Here is a 21,054-nt window from a genome sequence, read left to right as displayed (position 1 = left end):
AGAGATCGGCCGCCTTCGTCGTTTCAGGTCGGGCGTCAGGCTACTTTGCCTAGCACGTCCTGATCCATCTGGATGATGCCCTGCGCGAGGACGCGCATTTCCCAACGCTTTCGCGAACCACGACGCGTGCCAATCATCTCGACATGACCACTTGTACTAACGGCCGAGATTACGACGGTGCTGAAGCAGCCAAGGCCCGATATGCGTACATTGCGTAGCTTGGTACCAACGCGCCAGCGTGTGGACTGAAGATGTTCAATCGCCACGGACTGGATCTTCAGGCGTTCATACTCTTTACGAGTATCGTAGATCTCCAGCTCGACCATGAGCGTGGATAACGCCTGGAAGTCATGGGCCTTGCTGGGGGATCCAGAGAATACGCCGCCGGCGCCATTGGCCATGAAAGATGCCTTCTCGACATGGCCGTCCTCACGCGTGTACGTTGCCGTGGCCCAAGTACCGCGCGTGCGCTCCTTGAGCACCGCCTGCAGACGAAGTCGCACGGCCAGGTAGTGCTGGAAGCTGTTGGTGTGAAGGTCCAAGGTGTCTTCGAAAAGCTGGGCGTCACTTATGGGAAATGACGTATTCCACTCCGGCGCTGCCGCTTTGGTAAAGGCATCCTGGTAGAAGATTCCTGCTTCTGCAACCTTGGTGACGATGGAGAGGCAGATGTCGCGGTCGAACATGGGGTGTTCCTCGATGGCGAGGGCACCACGATACTGAGACGTTCCGCGTTGAATTTCGGGAGCAATGATTTGGCCGTTATTCAAACAGCTGCAGCTGATCAGTGCCCGATGATTCTACTGCGCTGCCGCATCTGGAGTAGCAGCTTCACGCTGTGCACGCAGGTCTGGAACCCATCCCATGGAGATCGAGGTTCTTGCAAGCGACGATCAACGGCCTTCGTCGTGTATGTAGTGCTTGAGTGGCTTGTCCATGCACGCCTTGGTTGGGCGCAGTGTGTTGCAGCTGCTAAGCAGCGAGATGGCGGACAGAAAAGCAACCATCAAGAAGCACTTTTTGCGCATCGGAATTTTGGCCATGAAGTCCGCTTGAAGAAGATGGGGCCTTAGCGGAACCGTGCGACAAGGGGGGGTGTTATCGCGCGGAGTGGGTCGGCCCCTGGGGAAAAAAAGTGGCTGTGCAGAAGCGCGTGAGGGGAAGCACGCGCTGCTGCACAGCCGAGGGGACTGATTAATTACTTCGCTGCGGTCTTGAGGCCGGCCTTGCGTGCGTTGTGCGTGTCGAGCTGCTGGATCAGCTGGTCGGCAGGTACATAGCCGCCCATATGGTTGCCGTACTGGTCATAGATGGCCGGAGTACCGTCCACGCCCAGCTTGTCGCCCAGTTGGTACATGGCGGCCACAGAATCGGCGCACTTCAGCTCTGGCGGCGTGGCGCCTTGGTAGGCCGTATCAAGCGCCTTCTTCTGGTCCTTGGCACACCAAGCACTCTGCATGGTGGCGAACACCGGGGACTCCAGGCCGCCTCGCGGGAACGGGACATAATCCACCGCGATACCCTTGTCCAGATACGACTGCATGTTCTTGTGGAGCATCTGGCAATAACCACAGGACACGTCTGTGAAGACAGTGATCCGGTGCTTCACATCCTTCGGCTCATAGCTGATGACGGCTTTTTTTGGGATCGTCGAAAGCAGCGCCTGGCGACTCAGGGACTGGGCTTCCTCGGACAGGTTGCGTTTTTCCACCATGTCCAGCATCAGGCCTGAGAATACAAAGCGGCCATCGTCGCTGATGTACACGACGGAAGTGTCAGCCACGACCTGCTTGACGCCCGGCATGCCGAAATCGCTGATCGACTTCACCTCGGCCTTCGGGTTGATGAGCTTGACCGCGTCGCGGATGGTAGCCTCGCTTGCGCTGGCGGCGGTAAAAGAAAGGGCGGCGGCGAGGCCGACGGCCAGAGCCGTCATGGTGCTGAACTTCAAGGGATGTCTCCGGGTTGGGGCTCTGTTGGGCACATCGTAGAAGTGGTTGTGTGTAGCGAACCCTCCTTAGACAGCCCATTTCACCCCTTCATTCCGTGTATTCGTTACGGCTGCTGGGCCAGATAATTCCGGCCATGAAATCACCGGCACCGTTTTCCAATGACTTCGGGGTGCGGCCAACCCGCATCCTCGCGATTGCTATCGTGTTGATCGTGCACGCTGGCTTTGCGCTAATACTTCTGGCACCGATCTCCAGCCCGCCGGCGGTCAAGGATGCCGGCGGCGGGCGTGAGGAAGGTCTGCGCTTGACGTTCATCGCACGGGCTCCTCGCCAAACGCCGGCGCCGCCGCCTCCGGTCATTGCGGCGCCGGCGCAACCGAAGCAGCGCAAGCCTCCAGCGGAGGTGATGCCTGCTGAAGCAAATCCCTCACCTCCGACGTCGATCGCCCAGGTGGAGCCGCTGCCGCGTCCGAATGAGTCCTATGACGACGGTCGTCTACCTTTCATGACCGCCGAACCCATCGAGGTAGAAGAAGATGAGGTTACGGTCCCCCATATCTATGGCCAGGCTGACGAGCTGCCGGCTGAGTTCATGGAGGCAGTGGATGTGCTGCCGATCGAAATGGCTGAGTACCGGAAAGTCAGCCAACCCAACTACCTGCGAGAAGCTCGCGACGCCGGCGAACAGGGCATTGTCATCGTGCGTGTACTTGTGGATGAGCTGGGTTATCCCATGGGGCTGAAGGTCATGCGCTCAACTGCGGGCCAACTCCTCACCGCTGAGGCACTCCGGGCAATCTCGACTTGGCAATTCAAACCCGCCATGCGCGATGGTAATGCGGTTAAGGGAGCGCTTCTGGTTCCGATCTACTTCTTTCTGGATGGAATGCCGCCATCGCTCAAGCAGTGGCGAGCCATGGGAGGCTCGCAGAGACCCGACGCGTGAAACTGTCAGCATGATCGCCGTACCCCGAAGGGGAAACGGAGCATGCGCATAGGGTGGCAATACCGAATGGGAACTTCACCATGGCCACCCCACAACACAGTTTCAACGTCGTTATCACAGGCAGACCCTCAGGAATCTCGCGCAATGAAGAGGTGTTGCCGTGACACCTCAGCATCTGACGATGATGTCGCGCCAGCTTCCGTCAACGGTACGCAAGGCCTTTGGGCTTCGTGAGACGCAGCCTGACCCGGGTCTGATCGCTTACCAACGCTGGCCACGCGCTGCCCAACTTAGGCGAATGATTCACTGCGTGCATGCGGTGCATTGGAGGTCAAATAGCTTGGGCTTGGTTTTTTCGGTGCACCTCTCAGGAGGCCGCCTGCGCGTGTTGCCTGACCAGCCGAGATCGCTCAGTCAGGACTGGACCGGTGATATCGAATGGTCTGCCTGCTTCAGAGCTCGAGCGCTCGAACTCCGCACCACTCCAGCCAACCTCAATGCCGCGATCGTGATGCTCAAAGATCTCGCTCGTTGGAACCCTCGCAACGACCGCATTACCTTCCCACGGTAATTAGGAACGACCATGCTTGATTTTTTGCAGAAGAGCTTTGCCCCTTTCAGCTTGCGAAGTGTTCGGACAGTGCGTCCCGGTGCGAAGCACGAATGGTCCGCCACCATCTGCGTCAACGGTTCTGCCGTCGGTAAGCTCATCACCCTGCCCGTGGATTTCGGCCAGGCGGACAGTGCGGGTCTCAATAACGAGCAGGATGCGTTGGCCCAGTACGCAATGGATCTGTGCTTCCTTGATGGCTGCCATCAGACGCACTTCGAACAGCACACTCGGACCCTGATGAACGCAGGCATCCTGGTTGAGGATGATCTCCAGGTGGCGATGGTCGATCTGATTACGCTCATGGCTGACGCGTATCTGGGCGACAAAGCCATGTTCCGCCTGGCCAAGGAAGGCGTCACGATCTATCGCTTGAGGTCGGATCCGCTCAACACATACCGGCGCCTTAACCGTGCTTACACCCCGTACTTGGGCCAGGAGCTGAAGCTGCTACATGGAGATGTGGAGTGGGTGCTCAATGAACGACTGGGAGCAGAAGGCGTCCAAGGCGAGCATGTGTTGCATCTCGTCACCACCACCAACACCACGCACCACTGAGATCGGAATGAGACAGGGAAACTTCGTTCACCAAGTGGCGATGTCATTTAGCCTGGATCCCTATCATCAGGCCTGTAGTGCGATCGATCCCTCTAGCGAGGAAAGGCACGGATTGCCGAAGCGTGGCTACTTGCTGATGGTCGCGGCCGACATCGGCGATACACCTGCATGGCAGTGCCGTTACGCCGGTACCGCGGACCAGATTCGTCAAGCTTGGTCCAGCGACCCTAACCTGAGCATGGAAGCCGGAGTCGACAGCGCGAGGCTGTGCCAATGGTTCGACGGGTTGGTCTCTTCAGCAGTGCCTGCCAGTAGGGTGAGCACCGACATGTTTGCGGACCTGGTCGCCCATCTGCGTTGGGACGCCAAGGCCTTGGAGAGAGGCAGGAAGGATCCGCTCACCCTCGCTCTTGCTTCCAACGGTGCTCTGCAAGCGGAAGGCTCCACCCTCAGCTTGGATACAAGCAATCTCCCCGCATTTGAGATGCGGCTGGGATGGCTGCTTGCCACCAGCAAGGGAGCCCCGGGTCCAAAGTTCACGCTTGAGTCGCAGGCGTCTCTCAGCCGCCTCTGCCTAAAGTTGTGCCGACTGCACGCCATGACGATGGAGCTGGCTAGGCGATGACGGTCTGGGTCGAGCAGGCGCGCTGGATCCGAGGCGAGCAGAACTGCGGGAATCTACTGGCCGATGACCTTCAAGCCCTGCATGAGCTGGCTGAACGGATCGAGCTCGATCAACAACGATTCTTCAATGGGCATGCCCTGATACCGCACTACTCGATCCCGGAGGGGCTAGTCCAAGCGGCGATGGACGCTGGCGCCACAGAACTGCAGCTGCATGAACGCGAACGCGTGCTGCAGAACGTTCGGTACACCTTGGCGAGCCGTCAGCGCACTTCGGCAGAGCGAGGGCCGGATGCGTTGCCACGGCGACGCAAGAGTCAGCAGAATCTTTTCGAGGTCTAAATCCATGCGGTGAACCCCCCAAATTGGGGTGGGTTTTTGCCGTTCAAACGAGGGTTCGTTACAGGGTGGGGCAGATACCTTGGCTGCAATCTAAGAACTGGTTTCGGACGAATGGACAGAGACTGTTTCCACAACATCAGTCAAGGCAAGCTGCATGCGTGCGCAGCGGCATTGGCGGTCGTCCTTTTGCTGACATGCTCCCCTAAGGCAGAGGCGTCTCAGTCTGGCGTGGGGCGCCCTCAGGTGATCCGCACCATCTCGGAATCGGGAGGCGATGTCATCAACGCGGTCGCGATTATCGCCATGCCCACCACCTACTTCAGAGCTGCTCCGATGCAGAGATTGCCTTCGGTGCTCAAGCAGCCGTCCGTGTGCCCAGGAACGCCACGCAACAATGTTTCGATGCTACGCGAAGGCTTTGTGCTAGAGATCATGGATCTGGCGCTCCACGCTGGGCGCGAGCTGGGAGTTGACTCGAGGGCAATTGTTGCACAAGCAGCGCTGGAAACCGGTTGGGGAACGAGCCACATCCGTCGAAGCGACGGGACAAGTGCATTCAACCTGTTTGGAATAAAAGCAAGCCGTTGGAACGGAGACGTAGTAAGGACATCAACCCATGAACAGGTCGGAGGCATCCTTAGGCGCGAGATTGCAGCGTTCCGCGCATACGGCTCACATGCGGAGAGCTTCACCGACTATGTGCAGTTGTTAAAGACAAGCCCGCGGTACCAGTCCGCCCTTCAGTCCGGAGGTAGTGTTTTGAGCTTTGCCTATGCCCTCCAGCAGGCTGGCTACGCGACCGATCCGAACTACGCGGCAAAGATTTACGACATCGCCAACAGCGAGACCATGGCCTGTGCGTATCGGACTTATGCTGCCACCAACCGATCTGCCTACAGCATTGCTGCGATCAACTAACTTATGCCGCCACGTCCACACATCGACAAAATTCACCAGCTCGCACAAGAGCTGGCGACTATCGTCCCGCGAGTCCGTGTCCTGAGTACAGAGCCCAGGCCGATGCACAAGGGCCACAACCAGATCAGCGATACACCCATGGTCACGCTGTTGGCGATGGAGCCAGCCAGAGCCCATAACCGTTCCTACATCGTCTCGGCGCGGGAACACGCTGAGCAGGTAATCATCAATCGGGAGCAAGGAGTGTCACCGGAACGTGCCCGACAGGCGTGGGGGCTGATGCGCGACTTGTATGAGGAGTTGCCTCAGGCCCGCATCTGTAACAACCCGGACAGTTGCCTGGGTCGCGCGGTGAGCAGCGATGGAACGATCACCAAGGCCGACGGCGACGTGCTGCCGCCCAATGCGTTGCTCAGTTCCACCATGAGCACCATCAGCCAAGCAGCGCCGCATGCGTCACGGTTGATGGTCAAGGGCATCCGCGAGGGCCGCGCACGTAACTTCGTGGAGCTGACCGATGCAGCAGGCGGCGTAATGCTGGCAACCGACGTCAATGCACTGGCATTCGCAGTGCGCTCGATCCTGGTTCCGTCGGACGACGCCGACGCACGCTACCAGAAGCGCCGCTTGCACCAATGGATGCAAGCGATGGGCATCGAATATGAACAAGATGCCTTGCAGGCAATCGCAGCAATCCACTCAATCGCGCGATTCGATATCGCCGATACGTGGCACCTCAACACCAGCAACTGAAAGAACACATCAATGAACAGGAAAGACCTGGTGGAACTTCTGGCACACGAACTGGACCTGCCGAAGCATAAGACGACAAGATTAGTTGCAATGTTGTTCGAAGCCATCGTTGCCCAGCTCGGCAAGGGGCGGGAAGTGAATATCAGTGGCTTTGGTGTGTTTGGCAGCGAACCGGTGACCATCCACGCTGCCAGTACCCGTCGCTTGGCGCCTTCGTTGCAATCTACGCATACCATCCGCCGGCCGACCTTCCGTCCAAGCGACGGCCTAACGCGGAAGCTGTCCAAATGAAGAATGGTCATGGCCAGCATTGTGCATGGGAGCGCCATCTGAAGACCACCCAATCTTTTACGCATGCGGTTGCCACGCTTTCGAACCAGGCCGCGGAGCAGGATGGGATATCGATCATCCAGCAGCAATGCGTGTGCCGCTAGACCATGAGCGCCGTCCTCGTCCCGAATTTCATCAGTCGCGGAGAAAGAAGCCAGAACCCCAATGAGGGTACGGGCGGCGCCTTTAATGTTGGGTCTCTGCCGTTTGGACTTCTTGATGTGACTCCAGATCCGAAAATCCGCAAGCGCTCGGTCGATGCATCGATCTTGCGAGCCGCAGAGCGCGATGGGTTCACGCCGCTACAGGCTCGTGTTATCGCCGGCCGCATGAAGGCTGAGGAAAGTGGTCTGTCCGTTCGCCAACGCGTGCATCCACGCATCGCTGATCTGGATTCCTATCATCAGCTTCCTGACATCGACATCGCGGTGGATCGTATCTGCACCGCGATACAGGGTCGCGAGGTTATTGCGTGTGTGGTCGATCATGACGCAGACGGCAGCACTGCCGGCGCAGTGATGTTGGCCTCGCTGGTTGAGTTTTTTGGCATGGCCCAGCAGGACGTGCTCCTGTTCAACTCGCACCGCATGAAGGAGGGATACGGTGTCAGCAACGCCGTGGTCGATCGCATTCTGCAGCACCATCCTCTTCCTTCACTCATCATCACCGGTGATCAGGGCAGCGCGGACCATGACCGGATAACGCGCATGAGGGAGGAGGGCATCGACACGGTGGTGACCGACCATCACGAAATTCCGGCACGCGGCATCCCCCAGGACGCTGTTGCCGTGGTCAATCCCGCTCGTGCTGATTCCAGCTTCGCCGACAAGAATGTGGCCGGCTGCCATGTGGCCTGGCTGGTCATGTGTGCAGTGCGAGCCGAGCTGATCAATCGTGGCCACTTGCCTGCTGATGCACCGCGCCTGGGCGACCTACTGGACTGGGTTGCGCTGGGTAGTGCCTGCGACGCAGTGAGCTTGTCGAGATCGATCAACAACCGCGCGCTCATCGCGCACGGGCTGAAGGTCATGAACTCCAGGCGACGACCTGCGTGGGAAGGTATGGCAGTTGTACTGGGTAAAAAGGATGCGTACTCGGCGCCTGATTTGGCCTGGAAGATTGGCCCACGATTGAATGCCCGATCACGACTGAGTGAGGCCATGACCGGTGTCCAATTCCTGATGAGCAAGGACTACGACGAAGCGGTCCGGTTGGCCACCGTCCTGGAGGAAGACAACACGACTCGCCGGGGCATCGAGAAGGAGATGACTGCCGCTGCGATGGCGATCGCTGCGCTGCAGGCGAGCAGCGACAGTCCTGCCATTGTCGTATGCCTGGAGAACGGTCACGCAGGTTGCCACGGGATAACTGCGAGCAGACTCACTGAAGCTCTGGGCCGCCCCACCATGATGCTCTCTCCCAAAGAGGGTGAGGTGGGCGTTTTCACTGGTTCACTTCGTACTGCCGCCGGTGTGAACATCAAGCAGGCGATGGACCAAGTGGTCGAATGGGAGCCGGGCTTGCTGCTATCGCATGGTGGCCACCACGGCGCCGGAGGATTACGGGTGCAGGCGGGTAACATCCAGCTGCTGCAGGAGCTGTTCTGCGAAGCGGTACTACTGCAAGTTCATCCATCGCAACTGCATCCCCTGATTCATTCGGACGGTGAACTGGACGCCTCGCCGTCGCTGGCCATGGTTGATGAACTGAACCAACTGGAGCCCTACGGCCGCGAATTCGACCCGCCCGTTTTCCACGGCCAGTTCCAAGTTCTCAGTGCCCGGGTCATCGGTGCCGATAAGACGCACGTCAAGCTCAGCCTGAAGGATCGATACGGTGGTGTCACATCTGCCATCTGGTTTGGGGCGATCAAGACGTCAGTGTTTCGCCCAGAGCCTTCGGAAGCCGATGTCCCAGTTGCCCCAGGCGATATGGTCAATGCCGCATACACGCTTACCTCCAACACCTATCGTGGCAACACTTCGGTTGACCTGCAAATCAAACACGCCCGAAAGGCGTCCACTACTACGAGCTGAAACCATGTCCATTCTCGACAAAGCCCGAACCTGCGCTGTGATGTGCGCAATCGCCCTTGGCCTGGCTGCCTGCAACAAGTCCGATCGGAACTTGATCGACGCGTCGTCGCAGGAGGCACTGCTGAACTCCGTTGACAAGATCCGCGTAAACCTTACCGATCGAGCGGAGCTAGACCAGCTTGATGTCGCACTGGCTGACGTCGCGCGCTTTAGCATCGACCCGCAGCTGATCATGGAGCAAGCGGCCAAGGGCCGTATGCCTACCAAGGAAGAAGCATTTCGTACGGTCAAGCCGTTGGTCGACAACCTCAGTAAGGACGAACTGCTGGTGTTGGCCGGCAAGCTTCGCCAGAACTATACGACCCAGCTTGCGACCTACGACAAACAGCTGGCCGAGCTGCGCCGCCGCCAGAAGGCCGCAGAGGAGATTGGCACCAAGATGTCCAACTTCACCGTGATCAAAGCCGACTATGCGAATGCAAGTGCGTCGCTGTCGGAAGCTGCAGGATCTTTAGCGCTTCGCCTGAAGCTGACTGTTCAGAACAACCTGGATGTCCCCGTCTCGAAGGCGGTGATGATGGTCAATTTCGGACCTGATGGCAGCTTGACCCCATGGCTGAGCCAGCGCGTGGAGAAACAGTTCGACAAGCCGCTGCTGCCTGGCCAGACTGCAGACCTTGAGGTCTTCAGCTACTTCAGTGGCGTGGCCAAGGGAGCGGAGGAGATCAAGCCGGTGCTGGACGCGGCAATGTTGGAGCTGACCGGTGCGGACGGTAAGGTTTTTCTCTCGGCGCCGAAGTGGCAAGCGGGTGACATCACCCAGCTTAACCTGCTGGAAGCCGCATCCGCCCACATCCGTGGACAGCTGGCGATGACGGCGACCGGGATGGGCAGCACCAGGACGACGCAGTGAGCCCGATGACCTGGAGCCGCGGCTACATCATCGGCTTGGTGGCATTTGTTGGTCTCGCCGGTACGCTGGCGGTGCGCCAATCCTTGTCATCGAATTCTGGCGAGCATACGCCCCAGAATCTACTCAGCAAGCTCGCGCCGAGGTCGGCGGTAGCCGTCAATCGCCTATCCAACATCAAGGACACTGCGGGACTGGCATCGGAGGTGACGTCGATCGATCCGCTGACCCAGTTGAACAACCATCCGGGCCGCGTCGCCGCCCTCTCGGAACTTGGACAGTTTGCAGAGGGCGATCCGACCTTCACGCTCACCATCAACGCCCCGAATATTGACGTGGCCCTGGACTCGCTGAAGCAGATCTACGCGGCACTGCCGGCGAACGACGCCGAGGCGCTGGATTTCGCCGTCCGCTTCCTGGCGGTGACGCGCCTGAAGGGCACCGACTTCACCGCATACGGTCAGGATCCGACGGCCATTCCTGATACGGCACTGTTTCAGCACATCCTCCCCACCATCAACGGCCGCACCCCGATGCAAGTCATTGTAGAGGCGCGCAAAGAACAGGAGCGTTTGGCGCAGGCTCGCGAAGCGATTCCTGTCGATCCGTTCGATCGCATCGAGATGGAGCGTCGCGGTCAGCCACCAGGCATGTCGATCCCGCGCTAAGCACCACCATCGCATCACAGAGGCGCAAATGCACTTTTCAAAGGCCATCGTTTTTAGCTACCCGCCAGGGCTTGATTTCACTCCGCTCGAAGCCATGCTTGCCGAGCTGCCGTTCAAACCGTGCGAGCCGTCGGCGATGTCCAGTGAGGGTTTCGTGCCGCCTGTGTACATGGATGACGCGCCTTTCGCCTATCGAACGGGTGAGCTAATTCTGATTGCAGTACAAACCGAGTCGCGCATCGTGCCGCCTGCCGTGGTGGATGAGCGGCTTGAAGCGAAAGTAAAGGAGCACGAGGAAAAGGAGGGTCGCAGACCAGGTGGGCGAATGCGAAAGCGCTTGAAGGATGAGGTAGTTGCGGAGCTGATGGCTCGCTCCTTCACTGTCAAGAAGAAGGCCTTCGCGCTAATCGACCAGGAGCGACATTTCTTTGTTGTCAACACCAGTAGTCGAAAGGCCGCCGAGACTGTCGTATCTCACGTTCGCGCGGCGATCGGTTCCTTTCCGGCGATTCCTCTATCGTCTCCGGACCTGCCGGCGAGCCGGATGACGGACTGGCTTGCCAGTGGGAATCTGCCTGAGTTGTGGACCTTGGGCGATGAGTGCGTGCTGAAGGGGCCGGACTCGGCGAGCGTGCGAATCAAGGGTGTGGACCTTCATTCGGAAGAGGTGGCCAAACACCTCGAAGCCGGCATGAAGGTCTCACGACTCGCAGCAAGCGTGGGCGATGACTACGAGTTCGTGCTGGATGAATCGCTAGCGGTGAGCAAGTTTTCCGTGCTGGTTGAAACCGAGCTTCCTGACGGCCAGGACGACATGCAGGCCCACGTCGATGCAGAACTGCTTCTGTTTGCGACATATTTTCGACGCCTACTGGATAGTTTGCGTGGTTCGTTCCAACTCAGCGTTGCAACGTAGCCTTGTATGGGGAATCGCCCCAAAAAAAAGGCCCGGGAACTCCCGGGCCTTTTTGCGCATCATTTCTCCTGACGAAAATCCCAAGGGTTGGCAAACTTGCTGTCCCACAATCCCAGATGATTGCGCTTTGCCTTGCCTTCAGTGATCGCATAGGTCTTGGTGATCGAGCGATAGGCCAACGCCCAGCCGTTGCTGACCATCTCTGAAGCCACATCAAGGTCGCCCATCGTGCATGTTGCCACGATGCGGCCGTAGCGATCGCTTCCCTTGGAGATGCAGGAGAGTTCGTTGGTGCTGATGAGCTGCTGCAGCCACAGGGCCGACCGGCGGCCACAATCCCATTGGCCAGTCGCGTGCATGCAGTTCTGAGCCAGCTCCGGAGCGTCAATCCCGTAAAGGCGGATCCGCTGACCCGCGACATCGATCGTGTCCCCGTCGACCACCTGCGCAGCCCCGAGGATGGCGCCCACCGCCTCCTGAGAGTCGCGGCGGATCTCAGCCTTGGACTTAATCAAGCCGCCCAGGTCCACCTTGTCGAGGGTATTGGCCAGCGACGGGGAGTCGCCGGAGGTCTCAGCGCCGCCGGTCGGCTGCCGGTAGTCGGGAATGGGGCCCGTCAGCGGCGGCGGGGAGTAGTCTTTTGGGGACAGGTTGAAGAGCCGGGCTATCGGGGCCAGGGGGTTCGCACCGCTCTCTTCGGCGTTGGAGCCCATGGAGTGGATCAGGTATACGCCGCCGCCCAGGACAGCGCACATGACGACGCCGGCGCCGATTAGGCCGCGCCATTGGGGTTTGGTCTTCTTCATTGGATTGCCCTGGATGTTGGGAAAACTAGCCTAGGGTCGAGCTTGTGTAACGAATCCCAGAAATGAAGGGGTGTTTTCACCATTGTTGGCTGTATTCCTTGCCCCGTATCCTTGGCCGCTCAGGCTTAGACAGTACAAAGAAGACAAATGAGCGCAGACAACACGCTGGACCAGGCCGAACCCACCACCGCGATCCACGACCCAGGGCAGGCCTGGTTCTTGGCTCGCTACCAGGTGCTGCGCGACATTGCCCACGATGTCACCTTGCTGGGGCAGGGGGCGGCGGCCCGAGGCAAAACCCCTACCGAAATGGCTGATCGCATTGTGGCTGTCTTGGGGGACTTGGCCCAACGAGAGTGGGAGGGCTATGCCCACCACGTGGGCCGGCGGAGCTCATCGCTCACCGACAGTCTTTTGCAGGCCACCCCCCCGATCAGGGTCTACATGCATCCTTATCCGGCGGAGGACGTGGACCTGCCGACCGCGGCCTGGGAGACCGTGCCAGTCGAGGTGAGCGGCACGCTGTACTGGAAGGGAGATGGCAAGGACGAAGGGTTCTCGATTCCTCCGCTCATGCCCCTGTCCCCTGCGCCGGAGGCCGGCGAGGATGTGGTGGTGATCGAGCTTGTCGACCGCCGGCATATCGCCACGGCGATGATGAATGAGCTGATGGCTAGGTTTGCCAAGACCGCGCTGGACGTTATGGCACCCTGCGATCCTGCCGGCGCCTGGCGCCGGCTGCGGGTACTGAGCCAGTTCTACCGCGAAGAGTTTGTGTTAGCACGTAAGGCTCTATCCGCCGACGAACTGCAGCAGTGGGACAAGTCTGCATTGGACGAAATCTCGCTTGCTGACGCCGCCAGGATCATTGGAGAGCGAGCGTTCACCGCGCTGGCCATCCGCGTACTGTCGCTCGGCGCACTGACGTCCGCACTGACCAAGTGGATCCTTGCGATGGACGGCCGCCGCCCGGACCCGGGTACCCCAAGCCCGCAGTCCGTGGTGCTGGACAACGTATTGGTGTGGTCGAAGAGCTATGAGAAGGCATTGGCGTCCTTCAATGACGCCATTCTTCTTGAGCGCAGCTTGTTACCCAGTTCTTGGGACATCGAAGTGATACAGCGGCCTTTTCCAGGCCAGCTCCCGATCGCGGTGGCCACTCGCAAGCGCTAGTGATGCCATCCACTTGACGTTGGACGTCGATCAAGTCGGCCAGTGGATTCGAGCGAGTTGCAAGAAGTCCGCGCCTGATAGGGGATGCGCTGCAGATTTGCATACTGAGGTCATTCAACGAACTCAGTTGCACACCCATGAACGCTGTTGTCTTGGATCAATCCTGTAACGACATTGCATCTGCTCTGGAATCTCTCAGGGATGAGGCGGTCGCGTTTGCTGACCGCCTACATGTCATCCAGGGCCGCTGCACTCTGCAGCAATTCGATCCACTCATATTTTTTGAGAAGGCTGCCAAAGAAGCCTATCACCGGGTCCATGACGCGTTCCTCGAAAATCGCACGCGGTTCGGTATACGCCCCAGACTTGATGACTGTGACGTCAAACGCGGCTTTATCGAAAGCCTCGCCTGTCGCTGGGACGCGGATCTTCCCAGTGTGGACATCAAGGCTGCAGTACATCGCGCTATTGACGGCCTGAACGTACTGCTGCCGGTCGAGGATGCCGAGAACGAAGCCAACCGCCAGCTTGCCACTCGCTTCGTCAGCGAGTTCCTCATCGACCGCAAGGAAGTTGTCCATCGCTCAGGTGCCGTGGTGCTGGACTATCGCCCGACCATTGACAGCGACGACAAGAAGTACAGCAAGTGCAACAACTACAACTATTTTACCGTCGAATGGCTTCGCAAAAAGATATCAGTACTGCAAGAAGTTGTGGTCCATTTCAACAACAACACCGCGAGGAGCCAGCCCACAGCCATTCCCAGTTATGACGACCTGCAGCAGCAGACGCGTGCAATTTCTCGGAGCCCAAGCATCATTTCCGTCTGTGGATTCCAGCTGAGGGTGATGGTGTCGAAGTACGAGTTTCATTTCTCACCCGAGTTCGCCGAATACCTCAGCGAGTTCATTTCCCTCAACACCGGCCGATAACAGCTTCCGAACTTTCAAGGACCTGACGAATGAACTGCATCACACTTTTTGCCGTCTCTGCCGCTTTCTCGCTGACTTCCTTGACCGCTTCCGCGGCTGCGATGCAGCCCCGCGAGGAAATCAGCCGCTGGGGCCAGATCAGTAGTGCCGCGTGGCCGCTGGCGCAAGCCAATGTGGAGCTTTGCGGCCAGACGACTGGACCGGCGCTGGGTTTCACGCAGGTTGGGTCAATGGAAAACCGCCCGATGATCTTCGGAGTGGGAGAAGGGTCCCCGGCCGCTGCCTCCGGTCTGAAAGACTTCGATGAGCTGGTCGCCTTCAACGGCAAGGCACTCAAGACCCGGAAACTCGAGCAGGTTACCGAGCGATTCGACGAGGTGTTCGCGGATGAGGCCGAGGTAGGCCAGCCGCTGCAGGTCACTTACCTGCGTGACGGCGCAGAGGCCACCGTGGAAGTCACCCCGGTCAACGCGTGCAAGTTCAACGTGATGTATATCCCGAAGCCGATTCCCACTACCACGCAGGGCACTGCGCTGCTGCTGGGCAACGCGATCGACAGCTATGCCAGCAGTCCGCTGGAGATCCGCACCTACGTCAGCCGCTACTTGGCTCGCGTGATCCTCGACCATCAGGGTCAGAACCAAAAGCAGGGCCGCAAGTTCGACCTGCTCTCGGGTGCGGCGAGCATGCTGACGGGTCATCAGGCACCGGTTACGGGCAATGCGTTTGCCCGCTTCCGCAATGGCGAATCCCAGGACCTGGAGCAGGACTACCTGAGCGTCTATCTGCTGGCGCGTACGGGCGATGACGTGAGTGGCGTGCCGCTTTTCTGGGAGAGCGTCTTCGCCAACACGACGGGAAACCGCTTCATCGGCCGGGCGCTGGGTCAATCACAGGCTTCGCCAGAGCGCCTGCAGGAGCTGACGGCAGCTCGCGATGAAGTGCTGGCGAAGGTGCAGGCTGGACAAGAATTGAAGCCAGAGGGCCGCCGAGCAGGGCAGAAGGAAGGCTGAGTTCCGGAAGCTCTCGAATCGTTAAGACGGGCGGCCTGTTCATACGGGCCGCCCGTTGCGTTTCAAGGGTAGGGCGGCGAGGCCTCGGCGGCGCCCCGACGCAGGTTCATGACACTCCATAGGTGTCGTGAGCGGACATGGCAGGCTGGTTTGATCAGACAGGAGCCACCCATGCATAGCGGTGCCGGCGCTGCTACTTCCCAGACACCCCCAATCAGAACCTCGCGGAGGCTGCGATCGCACTGGTGGCCCGGCGTGCGCCTGGCAGCCATCTGCCTCGGACCGACGTGGATTGCAAGCCCATCTGAGCTCGATCCTGGCTGCCCATAGGCATGCCGCAGCTGCCCGGCACCCCCCTGGCTGCTCGCTGCAAGGTAGTGCTAGCTGCCAGGCAGCGTTGGGCACAGATGCAAAGAGTGTAAAGGCAGTTTTCAGAAAGGCGGTTAAAGTTAAATTAACGTATCTTGCTGATGACAGGTGTAAAGTACACCCGAGAATCGCTTTAACACCCTAAAGCGTGGCCTATAGTTAATTTAACGTGTCGGCTCAACGAGCGAGGTAATCCCAATGGATCAACATTTTCCCCGTCCTGAGTTCGCAGCTGAGCTGACTCAGCAGCTTCTCGGGCAGAGCATGTTTGCTACAGACACCCTGTTCCTGGGAGCACCGCGGCGCACTGGCAAAAGTACGTTCCTGCAAGAAGACCTCACCCCAGCGCTGGAGGAAAAAGGCGCCCTGGTGCTGTACGTCGACCTGTGGAAGAAACAGGATGCCGATCCGGTAGATCTGATTTCCTTCACGATTGCTAACGCCTTGGCACAGCAGCAGGGGAAGATCGCCAAAGTAGCTAAAGCAGCAGGACTGACTAAGGTTTCCATCCACGGGGTGGAGTTCAGCCTCGATGCCGTGGGTAAGGATCCTGGAGCAAGTGTGGCCGATGCATTGCAGGAGTTGCAGAAGCGAGCCGGCAAGCCGGTGGTATTCATCGTCGACGAAGCACAGCACGTCATCAAGTACGAAGGCGGCATGACCCTCATGTTTGGGCTCAAGTCTGCAAGGGACACGATCAACAGGCCGGGTGCACGGAACCTAATCCTTGTGATGTCGGGATCCGACAGGGACAAGCTGTTGCGACTAGTGCACGGCAACGCGACACCATTCTTCGGCTCAGATATCACGACGCTTCCGCTATTGGACAAGGCCTTCACCGACTTCTACGCCGGCCTGCTGGCGGTAGAGAAGCCGGAATTGCAGCCGGACAACGAGCGCTTCTACAAGGCGTTCGTGAAGTTCCACCATAGGCCCGAGCCATTTCTCAAGAAATTCAACACGCTCACCGGCATCTTGGGACCGAAAACCAAAAAGGATCTGCACGACCAGTTCGACAAGCTGGCGGATGAGTATGAAGAAGAGCAGTTCGCGCTGTACGAAACCGCGTACCTTGGGTTGACCAAGTTGCAGCGTGCGGTGCTCACGCGTGTTCTGTCACACGGAAGGACGGGAAAGCTCTTCGATGTAAAGGCGCTGGAGGAATACACCAAGGCGCAAGGTAAGCAAGTGCTGGCGGGCGCTGCGCGAAATGCCATCGAAAGGCTGCGCGAGATCGATCCGCCACTGATATGGAAATCCGCACGCGGAGACTATGCACCTGTGGACAGTGGTATGCGTACTTGGTACGAAATGCTCGTCAAAAATGGAGAGTGGCCACCGCAGGACTGAGGACGACAAATGCTGCTGCTAGGACATGAATCGATAGAGGATGTGCGTACGTCGGCACTAGAGCTGCAGCGGATGGGGCCGGCCGCTCGACGCCTATTGTCCGAGTGCGTCGAGCATCAGGGATGCACACGCATCGCCATCTCGAAGCCCGCCCAAGCGCTCGAGGACTCTGGCTTCGTCTTTATCCGGGAAAGTGGGTTTCTGTCAGTGGAGAAAGTCCACATCAGGCCAAGCCTCGCGGGTGAAGAAGCACTAGCGTACTTTGAAGACGAGCTGGCTAAACTGGGCTAGGGCCGGCCTGCAAAACTCGCCCTTCGCACAGTGTGAGCCCAAGCGTTTGGGCCGGGGCTCTCGACACGCGTTGAGTGCCAGCGCGTCTGATCAGCCGGCTATCCTGCAGCATCTTGGCCCGCAGTGAGATCAGAGTGCTCTCAACAGCCGGCGTGTGAGTTGTGTTCCAGGAGGACCACCTTCATTCGTCCTCCCTATCCAGTCCGTCATGACATCGACTGCATCGCGGAAGTGTCCTTGCTCGATCTCTCGTTCCCCCAGCGCGAGGAGCTCTTAGGTCTAACGATGCAGGAAGCCTGCGCCCGCATCCGGCATTGATCCAGCACATCAGGATAACGGCATGGAAATCAATGCCGCTACCTCTCCCTGCTGGTTCGACAGCCTTCGCAACATCAAGTCGTTAGGCGAAACCAAAGAACGCCCAGGATCGCTTGGTGGTCTCGCTGCAGCCCGTCGCGAGAACTTGGCGCAGTACTTTACCCCTGATGATGTAGCGGGCCTGATGTGGCGCATCCTCCTTCCAGAGATGGAGAGTATTCGCCGGCGCACTGGCTGCAAGGTCAGCGTGATCGACAACTCCATCGGCAAGGGATCCCTGATTCAGTTTGCCCGCGCAGACCAACACAAGGTCGCAGGAATCGACATCCATGGCGAAAGCTTGGACGCACTGGGCAAGGCGCTCGAAGCGGCCGGGGTCGAGCACGACCTTCTATGCGCGAACATGACAGATGTACGGCCTAAGCGATACGACATTGCTTTGGCCAATCCACCGTTCTCAGTGCACCTGCAGAGCGTCCACATGATGGACTACGCCTGCACGTCATACGGTCGCTTCGGACCCAATACCTCAGCCATATCGCATCCCTATGCGCTGGCGCAGGCTCTGGCAGCAGCAGAGATCGGAGTGGTGCTATTGCCAACCACCTACGCTCACCATGCATGGAATCAGCACGAATCAAGTGCTCGATTTCATGCGCTTGTTGACTTACCGGCATGCAGCTTCATCGACCAGGGTACCGCGGTAGAGGTCAGCTTGATCGTCTTCGGCGCCCCAATGGATCAGTTGCCAGTCCATGTGGTGATGTCGGACCTTGCAGATGTCCTCCCGGATCTCAACCTGGGCTCGGGTTGGCGAAAAGAGCGCCGCGGACCCAAGCAACTGGCCTTGCGCCGAAGTGAAGGTGCAGTCCAGTGCATCCACCTGCCGGTGACTGGCGACAAGGCCGTGCGCGTGTTCCGCGCTGGCCGGAACATACGCCTGGGTTTCAACTGCGGGCTGGTACAAGCAAAGGTGATGAATGGTCTGCTCCGTGGGCCTGTAACGCGCTCGGAGCAGCACCGATACCCGCGCGGCGTGAACTATCTGGGGGAGGGCGCACTGATCATCGGCGCCTACCTAATGCAGGATGACCCGGTGGCCGCGCTGCAAGCAACCGTCTCCCGGATTGCTGACCTGGGCGGAAGCCCGGATGTGGATCCTGGCTTGCTGGGTTACATGCGTCGTATGGCTCGCCGTGTGCGGATCGATCGCACGCCTTTACGTCATGTTGTTCGCTCAGATGCGGTCTGCACGTCGGTTGGCATTGTCCAGGCCACGGCAAAAGCTAATGTGATCGTCAACCCGAAAGTATGGGTCGGCCCAGTCATTCGGCGAGGCGATTCAGTGTCTCTCCATTGGGACGGCTACAAGTACACCTTCGTTACGGAAGACGGTCAGCATTCACTGGTGATGGAGCCGGGCGAGTGCGCCAAGAAGTTCGACATTGAAACTGCCGTGGCCGACTCGGGCTGGATCGACGCCCATCCCGGTCGGCTTACGACATTCCCCGCTCTTGCGCGTTGCCGCGAAGCCCGGTTCCAGGGTGTAGGTCTCGAAGCCGTGGGACTCTGGGATTTCCAGCGCGAGGATGCGATGGAGATCACCACCAGCCGCGGCGGCGTTTTCGCAGGTGAGATGGGGTGCGGCAAGAGCTACATCAGTGCGGCCGTCGCGATGATGGGCGGCCTTAGAAATGCGGTGGTCGTGGAGCCACACCTGATCGAGGAATACACCGATCAGCTCAAGGCAGCTGCCATTGATGAATCGTTGTGGCAGGTAATCGAGACGGAGGCCGACGCACGCAAGCTCAAGGTGCTCAACATTGTCAGCTACAACACTCTCCGCAAACAGCTTCCCGGTCGCAAGCGGACGTTCTCCCACTTGCTACGTCGCCGATTCAATACCGTTGCTTGTGACGAAGGTCACGCACTGAAGGCCGAAGAAAGTCTGCGCACCCAGGCGGTCTGGCAGCTCTCGCCCAAGCGTCGATACGTCTTCACTGGAACACCCATTCCAAATCTGGTGCAGGATCTGCTGGGTCTGGTCGGATGGGCAGTTGGCAACAACAACGCAGTCAATCCATACGGTCGCCGCGGTCTATACGTCGAGCCGCGCTTGCTGACTTCCATGGACTATTGCGAACGCGCCGTCGATCGCTTCAGCGATCAGCATTGCGTGTTTGAGTGGGTTACGGCTGAGTGGATCGACGGCCTGACAAGTGGCGGCAAAAGGCAAGTTCCGAAGATCAACAACGTCCAACGGCTGCGTGAGTGGCTGGCTCCGGTGCTTAAGCGGCGCATTGTGGCCGAGCCGGATGTTGCGAAACACTTTAAGGCGCCGGTCTGTACTAGCAGCATCACAACGCTGGATTGGGATCACGACCACCTTGCGTATTTCTTGACCGTGGCCGATGAGTTCAGCGAGCGCTACCGCCGGATCAAAGCTGATGCCGAGCAGGGCAGAAGCAGTCTCAATATGGTTGCGCTGTTGGCCCGCATCAGCGCCGTACTCAAGGCCGGCAACCAGCCCAGCTACAAGAACGAATACTTCGGCAGCTACATGCCAATGACTAGCAAAGAGCGATACTTGGTCGAGAGGGCAAGCAAGCTAGCTGCCGAGGGTCGCAAGATTTTGCTGTATGTCGATGGTCCGGAGATGAGCGAGCGGCTTGCAGCAGCACTGAACCACCGTGGTGTCCACGCGGTACCTTTCCACGGAAAAAGCAGTATCAAGTCCCGGACACGCAGGATGAATTCGGAGTTCCGCTACGGCCCGGCATCAGTGCTTGTTGCCAGTTACGGGACAGGGCAAACGGGACTGAATCTCTACCAGGCCAACTACGTCCTTCTCGCAGTTCGTGCTTGGAATTCCAAGACAGAGCGACAGGCGATTGCGCGAACATTGCGCCCCCAGCAGACCAGCGAGGTACACGTAGAGTTCGTGCATCTTGGCGGATCGCTGGATGAGTACCAGGCGCAGGTTTGCCAATGGAAACAGGTTTCAGAGTTCGAAGCCATCGATCTTCTTGAGCCAGAAGAAATCCTCGATGACTACAAGCACCTCGACCGGATTATCAATGAGTTCGTGGACAGGCTCGCTGCGCGCCAAGGCATAAAGGGCCGCGAATACCGCCAAGCAACTAAGGCAGAGATCAGACATGCGGCATAGTGAAATCTACGACGTGATGGTCAATGAGCAGACAGTGGTCTTGCGCCGACAGGGCAGCTCGATCCCATCG

Annotated in this window: 18 protein-coding genes and 1 pseudogene; 16 read left to right on the top strand and 3 right to left on the bottom strand. The window is 58.9% G+C overall.

Features of this window, described 5'->3' with window-relative positions; genetic code table 11:
- Window positions 1–35: 35 nt before the first annotated feature.
- Both ACCQ07_RS21850 and ACCQ07_RS21845 read right to left on the bottom strand, forming a co-directional pair.
- Complete coding sequence (locus tag ACCQ07_RS21850) at window positions 36–686, bottom strand: hypothetical protein (protein WP_372364295.1); 651 nt, start codon at window positions 684–686, stop codon at window positions 36–38.
- A gap of 512 nt (window positions 687–1,198) precedes the next feature.
- Entirely contained in the window at window positions 1,199–1,951 is a 753-nt protein-coding gene (locus tag ACCQ07_RS21845; protein WP_372364294.1) for a DsbC family protein, read from the bottom strand.
- A gap of 134 nt (window positions 1,952–2,085) precedes the next feature.
- Here ACCQ07_RS21845 and ACCQ07_RS21840 point away from each other — a divergent pair, with 134 nt between their 5' ends.
- The 11 genes and pseudogenes from ACCQ07_RS21840 (at window position 2,086) to ACCQ07_RS21790 (ending at window position 11,563) form a co-directional block, all read left to right on the top strand.
- Entirely contained in the window at window positions 2,086–2,898 is an 813-nt protein-coding gene (locus ACCQ07_RS21840) for an energy transducer TonB (protein ID WP_372364293.1), read from the top strand.
- 583 nt (window positions 2,899–3,481) lie between these two features.
- A complete protein-coding gene (locus ACCQ07_RS21835; RefSeq protein WP_074052202.1) occupies window positions 3,482–4,066 on the top strand; it encodes a hypothetical protein in 585 nt (194 codons plus the stop codon).
- A 40-nt stretch (window positions 4,067–4,106) separates the two neighbouring features.
- Window positions 4,107–4,691 (top strand): hypothetical protein, encoded by a 585-nt coding sequence (locus tag ACCQ07_RS21830; protein ID WP_074052203.1) that lies wholly within the window; start codon window positions 4,107–4,109, stop codon window positions 4,689–4,691.
- Window positions 4,688–5,032, top strand: a complete 345-nt coding sequence (locus ACCQ07_RS21825) for a DUF4031 domain-containing protein (protein ID WP_372364292.1) — start codon at window positions 4,688–4,690, stop codon at window positions 5,030–5,032. The genes ACCQ07_RS21830 and ACCQ07_RS21825 overlap by 4 nt, the downstream gene beginning before the upstream one ends.
- Before the next feature lie 411 nt (window positions 5,033–5,443).
- A pseudogene (locus tag ACCQ07_RS21820) lies at window positions 5,444–5,908 on the top strand (glucosaminidase domain-containing protein); the annotation flags it as partial.
- 144 nt (window positions 5,909–6,052) lie between these two features.
- A complete protein-coding gene (locus ACCQ07_RS21815) occupies window positions 6,053–6,703 on the top strand; it encodes a hypothetical protein (protein ID WP_372364291.1) in 651 nt (216 codons plus the stop codon).
- A gap of 12 nt (window positions 6,704–6,715) precedes the next feature.
- A complete protein-coding gene (locus ACCQ07_RS21810) occupies window positions 6,716–6,994 on the top strand; it encodes an HU family DNA-binding protein (RefSeq protein ID WP_005989584.1) in 279 nt (92 codons plus the stop codon).
- A 146-nt stretch (window positions 6,995–7,140) separates the two neighbouring features.
- Complete coding sequence (locus ACCQ07_RS21805) at window positions 7,141–9,069, top strand: single-stranded-DNA-specific exonuclease RecJ (RefSeq protein ID WP_372364290.1); 1,929 nt, start codon at window positions 7,141–7,143, stop codon at window positions 9,067–9,069.
- 4 nt (window positions 9,070–9,073) lie between these two features.
- Window positions 9,074–9,982, top strand: a complete 909-nt coding sequence (locus ACCQ07_RS21800) for a hypothetical protein (protein ID WP_372364289.1) — start codon at window positions 9,074–9,076, stop codon at window positions 9,980–9,982.
- Window positions 9,979–10,647, top strand: a complete 669-nt coding sequence (locus ACCQ07_RS21795) for a hypothetical protein (protein ID WP_155767409.1) — start codon at window positions 9,979–9,981, stop codon at window positions 10,645–10,647. The genes ACCQ07_RS21800 and ACCQ07_RS21795 overlap by 4 nt, the downstream gene beginning before the upstream one ends.
- A 28-nt stretch (window positions 10,648–10,675) precedes the next feature.
- Window positions 10,676–11,563 (top strand): recombination-associated protein RdgC, encoded by an 888-nt coding sequence (locus ACCQ07_RS21790; protein WP_372364287.1) that lies wholly within the window; start codon window positions 10,676–10,678, stop codon window positions 11,561–11,563.
- A 59-nt stretch (window positions 11,564–11,622) separates the two neighbouring features.
- On the opposite strand, the gene ACCQ07_RS21785 is transcribed toward ACCQ07_RS21790, so the two are convergent.
- Window positions 11,623–12,369 carry a thermonuclease family protein gene (locus ACCQ07_RS21785; protein WP_372364286.1) on the bottom strand — a complete coding sequence of 249 codons (747 nt, stop codon included), beginning with the start codon at window positions 12,367–12,369 and terminating at the stop codon, window positions 11,623–11,625.
- A gap of 147 nt (window positions 12,370–12,516) precedes the next feature.
- On the opposite strand from ACCQ07_RS21785, the gene ACCQ07_RS21780 reads away from it, so the two are divergent.
- From ACCQ07_RS21780 to ACCQ07_RS21760, 5 genes are all read left to right on the top strand, one after another.
- Window positions 12,517–13,542, top strand: coding sequence for a hypothetical protein (locus ACCQ07_RS21780; RefSeq protein ID WP_229006706.1), 1,026 nt, complete (start codon window positions 12,517–12,519; stop codon window positions 13,540–13,542).
- Between the two features lie 137 nt (window positions 13,543–13,679).
- Window positions 13,680–14,474: a hypothetical protein gene (locus ACCQ07_RS21775; protein ID WP_372364285.1), complete on the top strand. Its 795-nt coding sequence runs from the start codon at window positions 13,680–13,682 to the stop codon at window positions 14,472–14,474.
- Between the two features lie 29 nt (window positions 14,475–14,503).
- Window positions 14,504–15,487 carry a PDZ domain-containing protein gene (locus ACCQ07_RS21770; RefSeq protein WP_372364283.1) on the top strand — a complete coding sequence of 328 codons (984 nt, stop codon included), beginning with the start codon at window positions 14,504–14,506 and terminating at the stop codon, window positions 15,485–15,487.
- A gap of 567 nt (window positions 15,488–16,054) precedes the next feature.
- Window positions 16,055–17,206, top strand: a complete 1,152-nt coding sequence (locus tag ACCQ07_RS21765; protein ID WP_074052215.1) for a P-loop NTPase family protein — start codon at window positions 16,055–16,057, stop codon at window positions 17,204–17,206.
- Between the two features lie 631 nt (window positions 17,207–17,837).
- On the top strand, window positions 17,838–20,984 hold the full coding sequence (locus tag ACCQ07_RS21760) for an SNF2-related protein (protein ID WP_372364281.1): 3,147 nt from the start codon (window positions 17,838–17,840) through the stop codon (window positions 20,982–20,984).
- The last annotated feature ends 70 nt before the right edge of the window (window positions 20,985–21,054 follow it).

Source organism: Xanthomonas sp. NCPPB 3583 (assembly GCF_041475715.2).
Taxonomy (GTDB): Bacteria; Pseudomonadota; Gammaproteobacteria; order Xanthomonadales; family Xanthomonadaceae; genus Xanthomonas; species Xanthomonas euvesicatoria.
This window is presented reverse-complemented; position numbering and strand designations above follow the sequence as displayed.

Excerpts from the sequence above, each read along its gene's own strand:
- ACCQ07_RS21780 (WP_229006706.1), top strand. The coding sequence starts at position 12,517 with ATGAGCGCAGACAACACGCTGGACCAGGCCGAACCCACCACCGCGATC.
- ACCQ07_RS21770 (WP_372364283.1), top strand. The coding sequence starts at position 14,504 with ATGAACTGCATCACACTTTTTGCCGTCTCTGCCGCTTTCTCGCTGACT.
- ACCQ07_RS21835 (WP_074052202.1), top strand. The coding sequence starts at position 3,482 with ATGCTTGATTTTTTGCAGAAGAGCTTTGCCCCTTTCAGCTTGCGAAGT.
- ACCQ07_RS21785 (WP_372364286.1), bottom strand. The coding sequence starts at position 12,369 with ATGAAGAAGACCAAACCCCAATGGCGCGGCCTAATCGGCGCCGGCGTC.
- ACCQ07_RS21790 (WP_372364287.1), top strand. The coding sequence starts at position 10,676 with ATGCACTTTTCAAAGGCCATCGTTTTTAGCTACCCGCCAGGGCTTGAT.
- ACCQ07_RS21840 (WP_372364293.1), top strand. The coding sequence starts at position 2,086 with ATGAAATCACCGGCACCGTTTTCCAATGACTTCGGGGTGCGGCCAACC.
- ACCQ07_RS21830 (WP_074052203.1), top strand. The coding sequence starts at position 4,107 with ATGTCATTTAGCCTGGATCCCTATCATCAGGCCTGTAGTGCGATCGAT.
- ACCQ07_RS21815 (WP_372364291.1), top strand. The coding sequence starts at position 6,053 with ATGCACAAGGGCCACAACCAGATCAGCGATACACCCATGGTCACGCTG.
- ACCQ07_RS21825 (WP_372364292.1), top strand. The coding sequence starts at position 4,688 with ATGACGGTCTGGGTCGAGCAGGCGCGCTGGATCCGAGGCGAGCAGAAC.
- ACCQ07_RS21775 (WP_372364285.1), top strand. The coding sequence starts at position 13,680 with ATGAACGCTGTTGTCTTGGATCAATCCTGTAACGACATTGCATCTGCT.
- ACCQ07_RS21765 (WP_074052215.1), top strand. The coding sequence starts at position 16,055 with ATGGATCAACATTTTCCCCGTCCTGAGTTCGCAGCTGAGCTGACTCAG.
- ACCQ07_RS21810 (WP_005989584.1), top strand. The coding sequence starts at position 6,716 with ATGAACAGGAAAGACCTGGTGGAACTTCTGGCACACGAACTGGACCTG.
- ACCQ07_RS21850 (WP_372364295.1), bottom strand. The coding sequence starts at position 686 with ATGTTCGACCGCGACATCTGCCTCTCCATCGTCACCAAGGTTGCAGAA.
- ACCQ07_RS21760 (WP_372364281.1), top strand. The coding sequence starts at position 17,838 with ATGGAAATCAATGCCGCTACCTCTCCCTGCTGGTTCGACAGCCTTCGC.
- ACCQ07_RS21800 (WP_372364289.1), top strand. The coding sequence starts at position 9,074 with ATGTCCATTCTCGACAAAGCCCGAACCTGCGCTGTGATGTGCGCAATC.
- ACCQ07_RS21805 (WP_372364290.1), top strand. The coding sequence starts at position 7,141 with ATGAGCGCCGTCCTCGTCCCGAATTTCATCAGTCGCGGAGAAAGAAGC.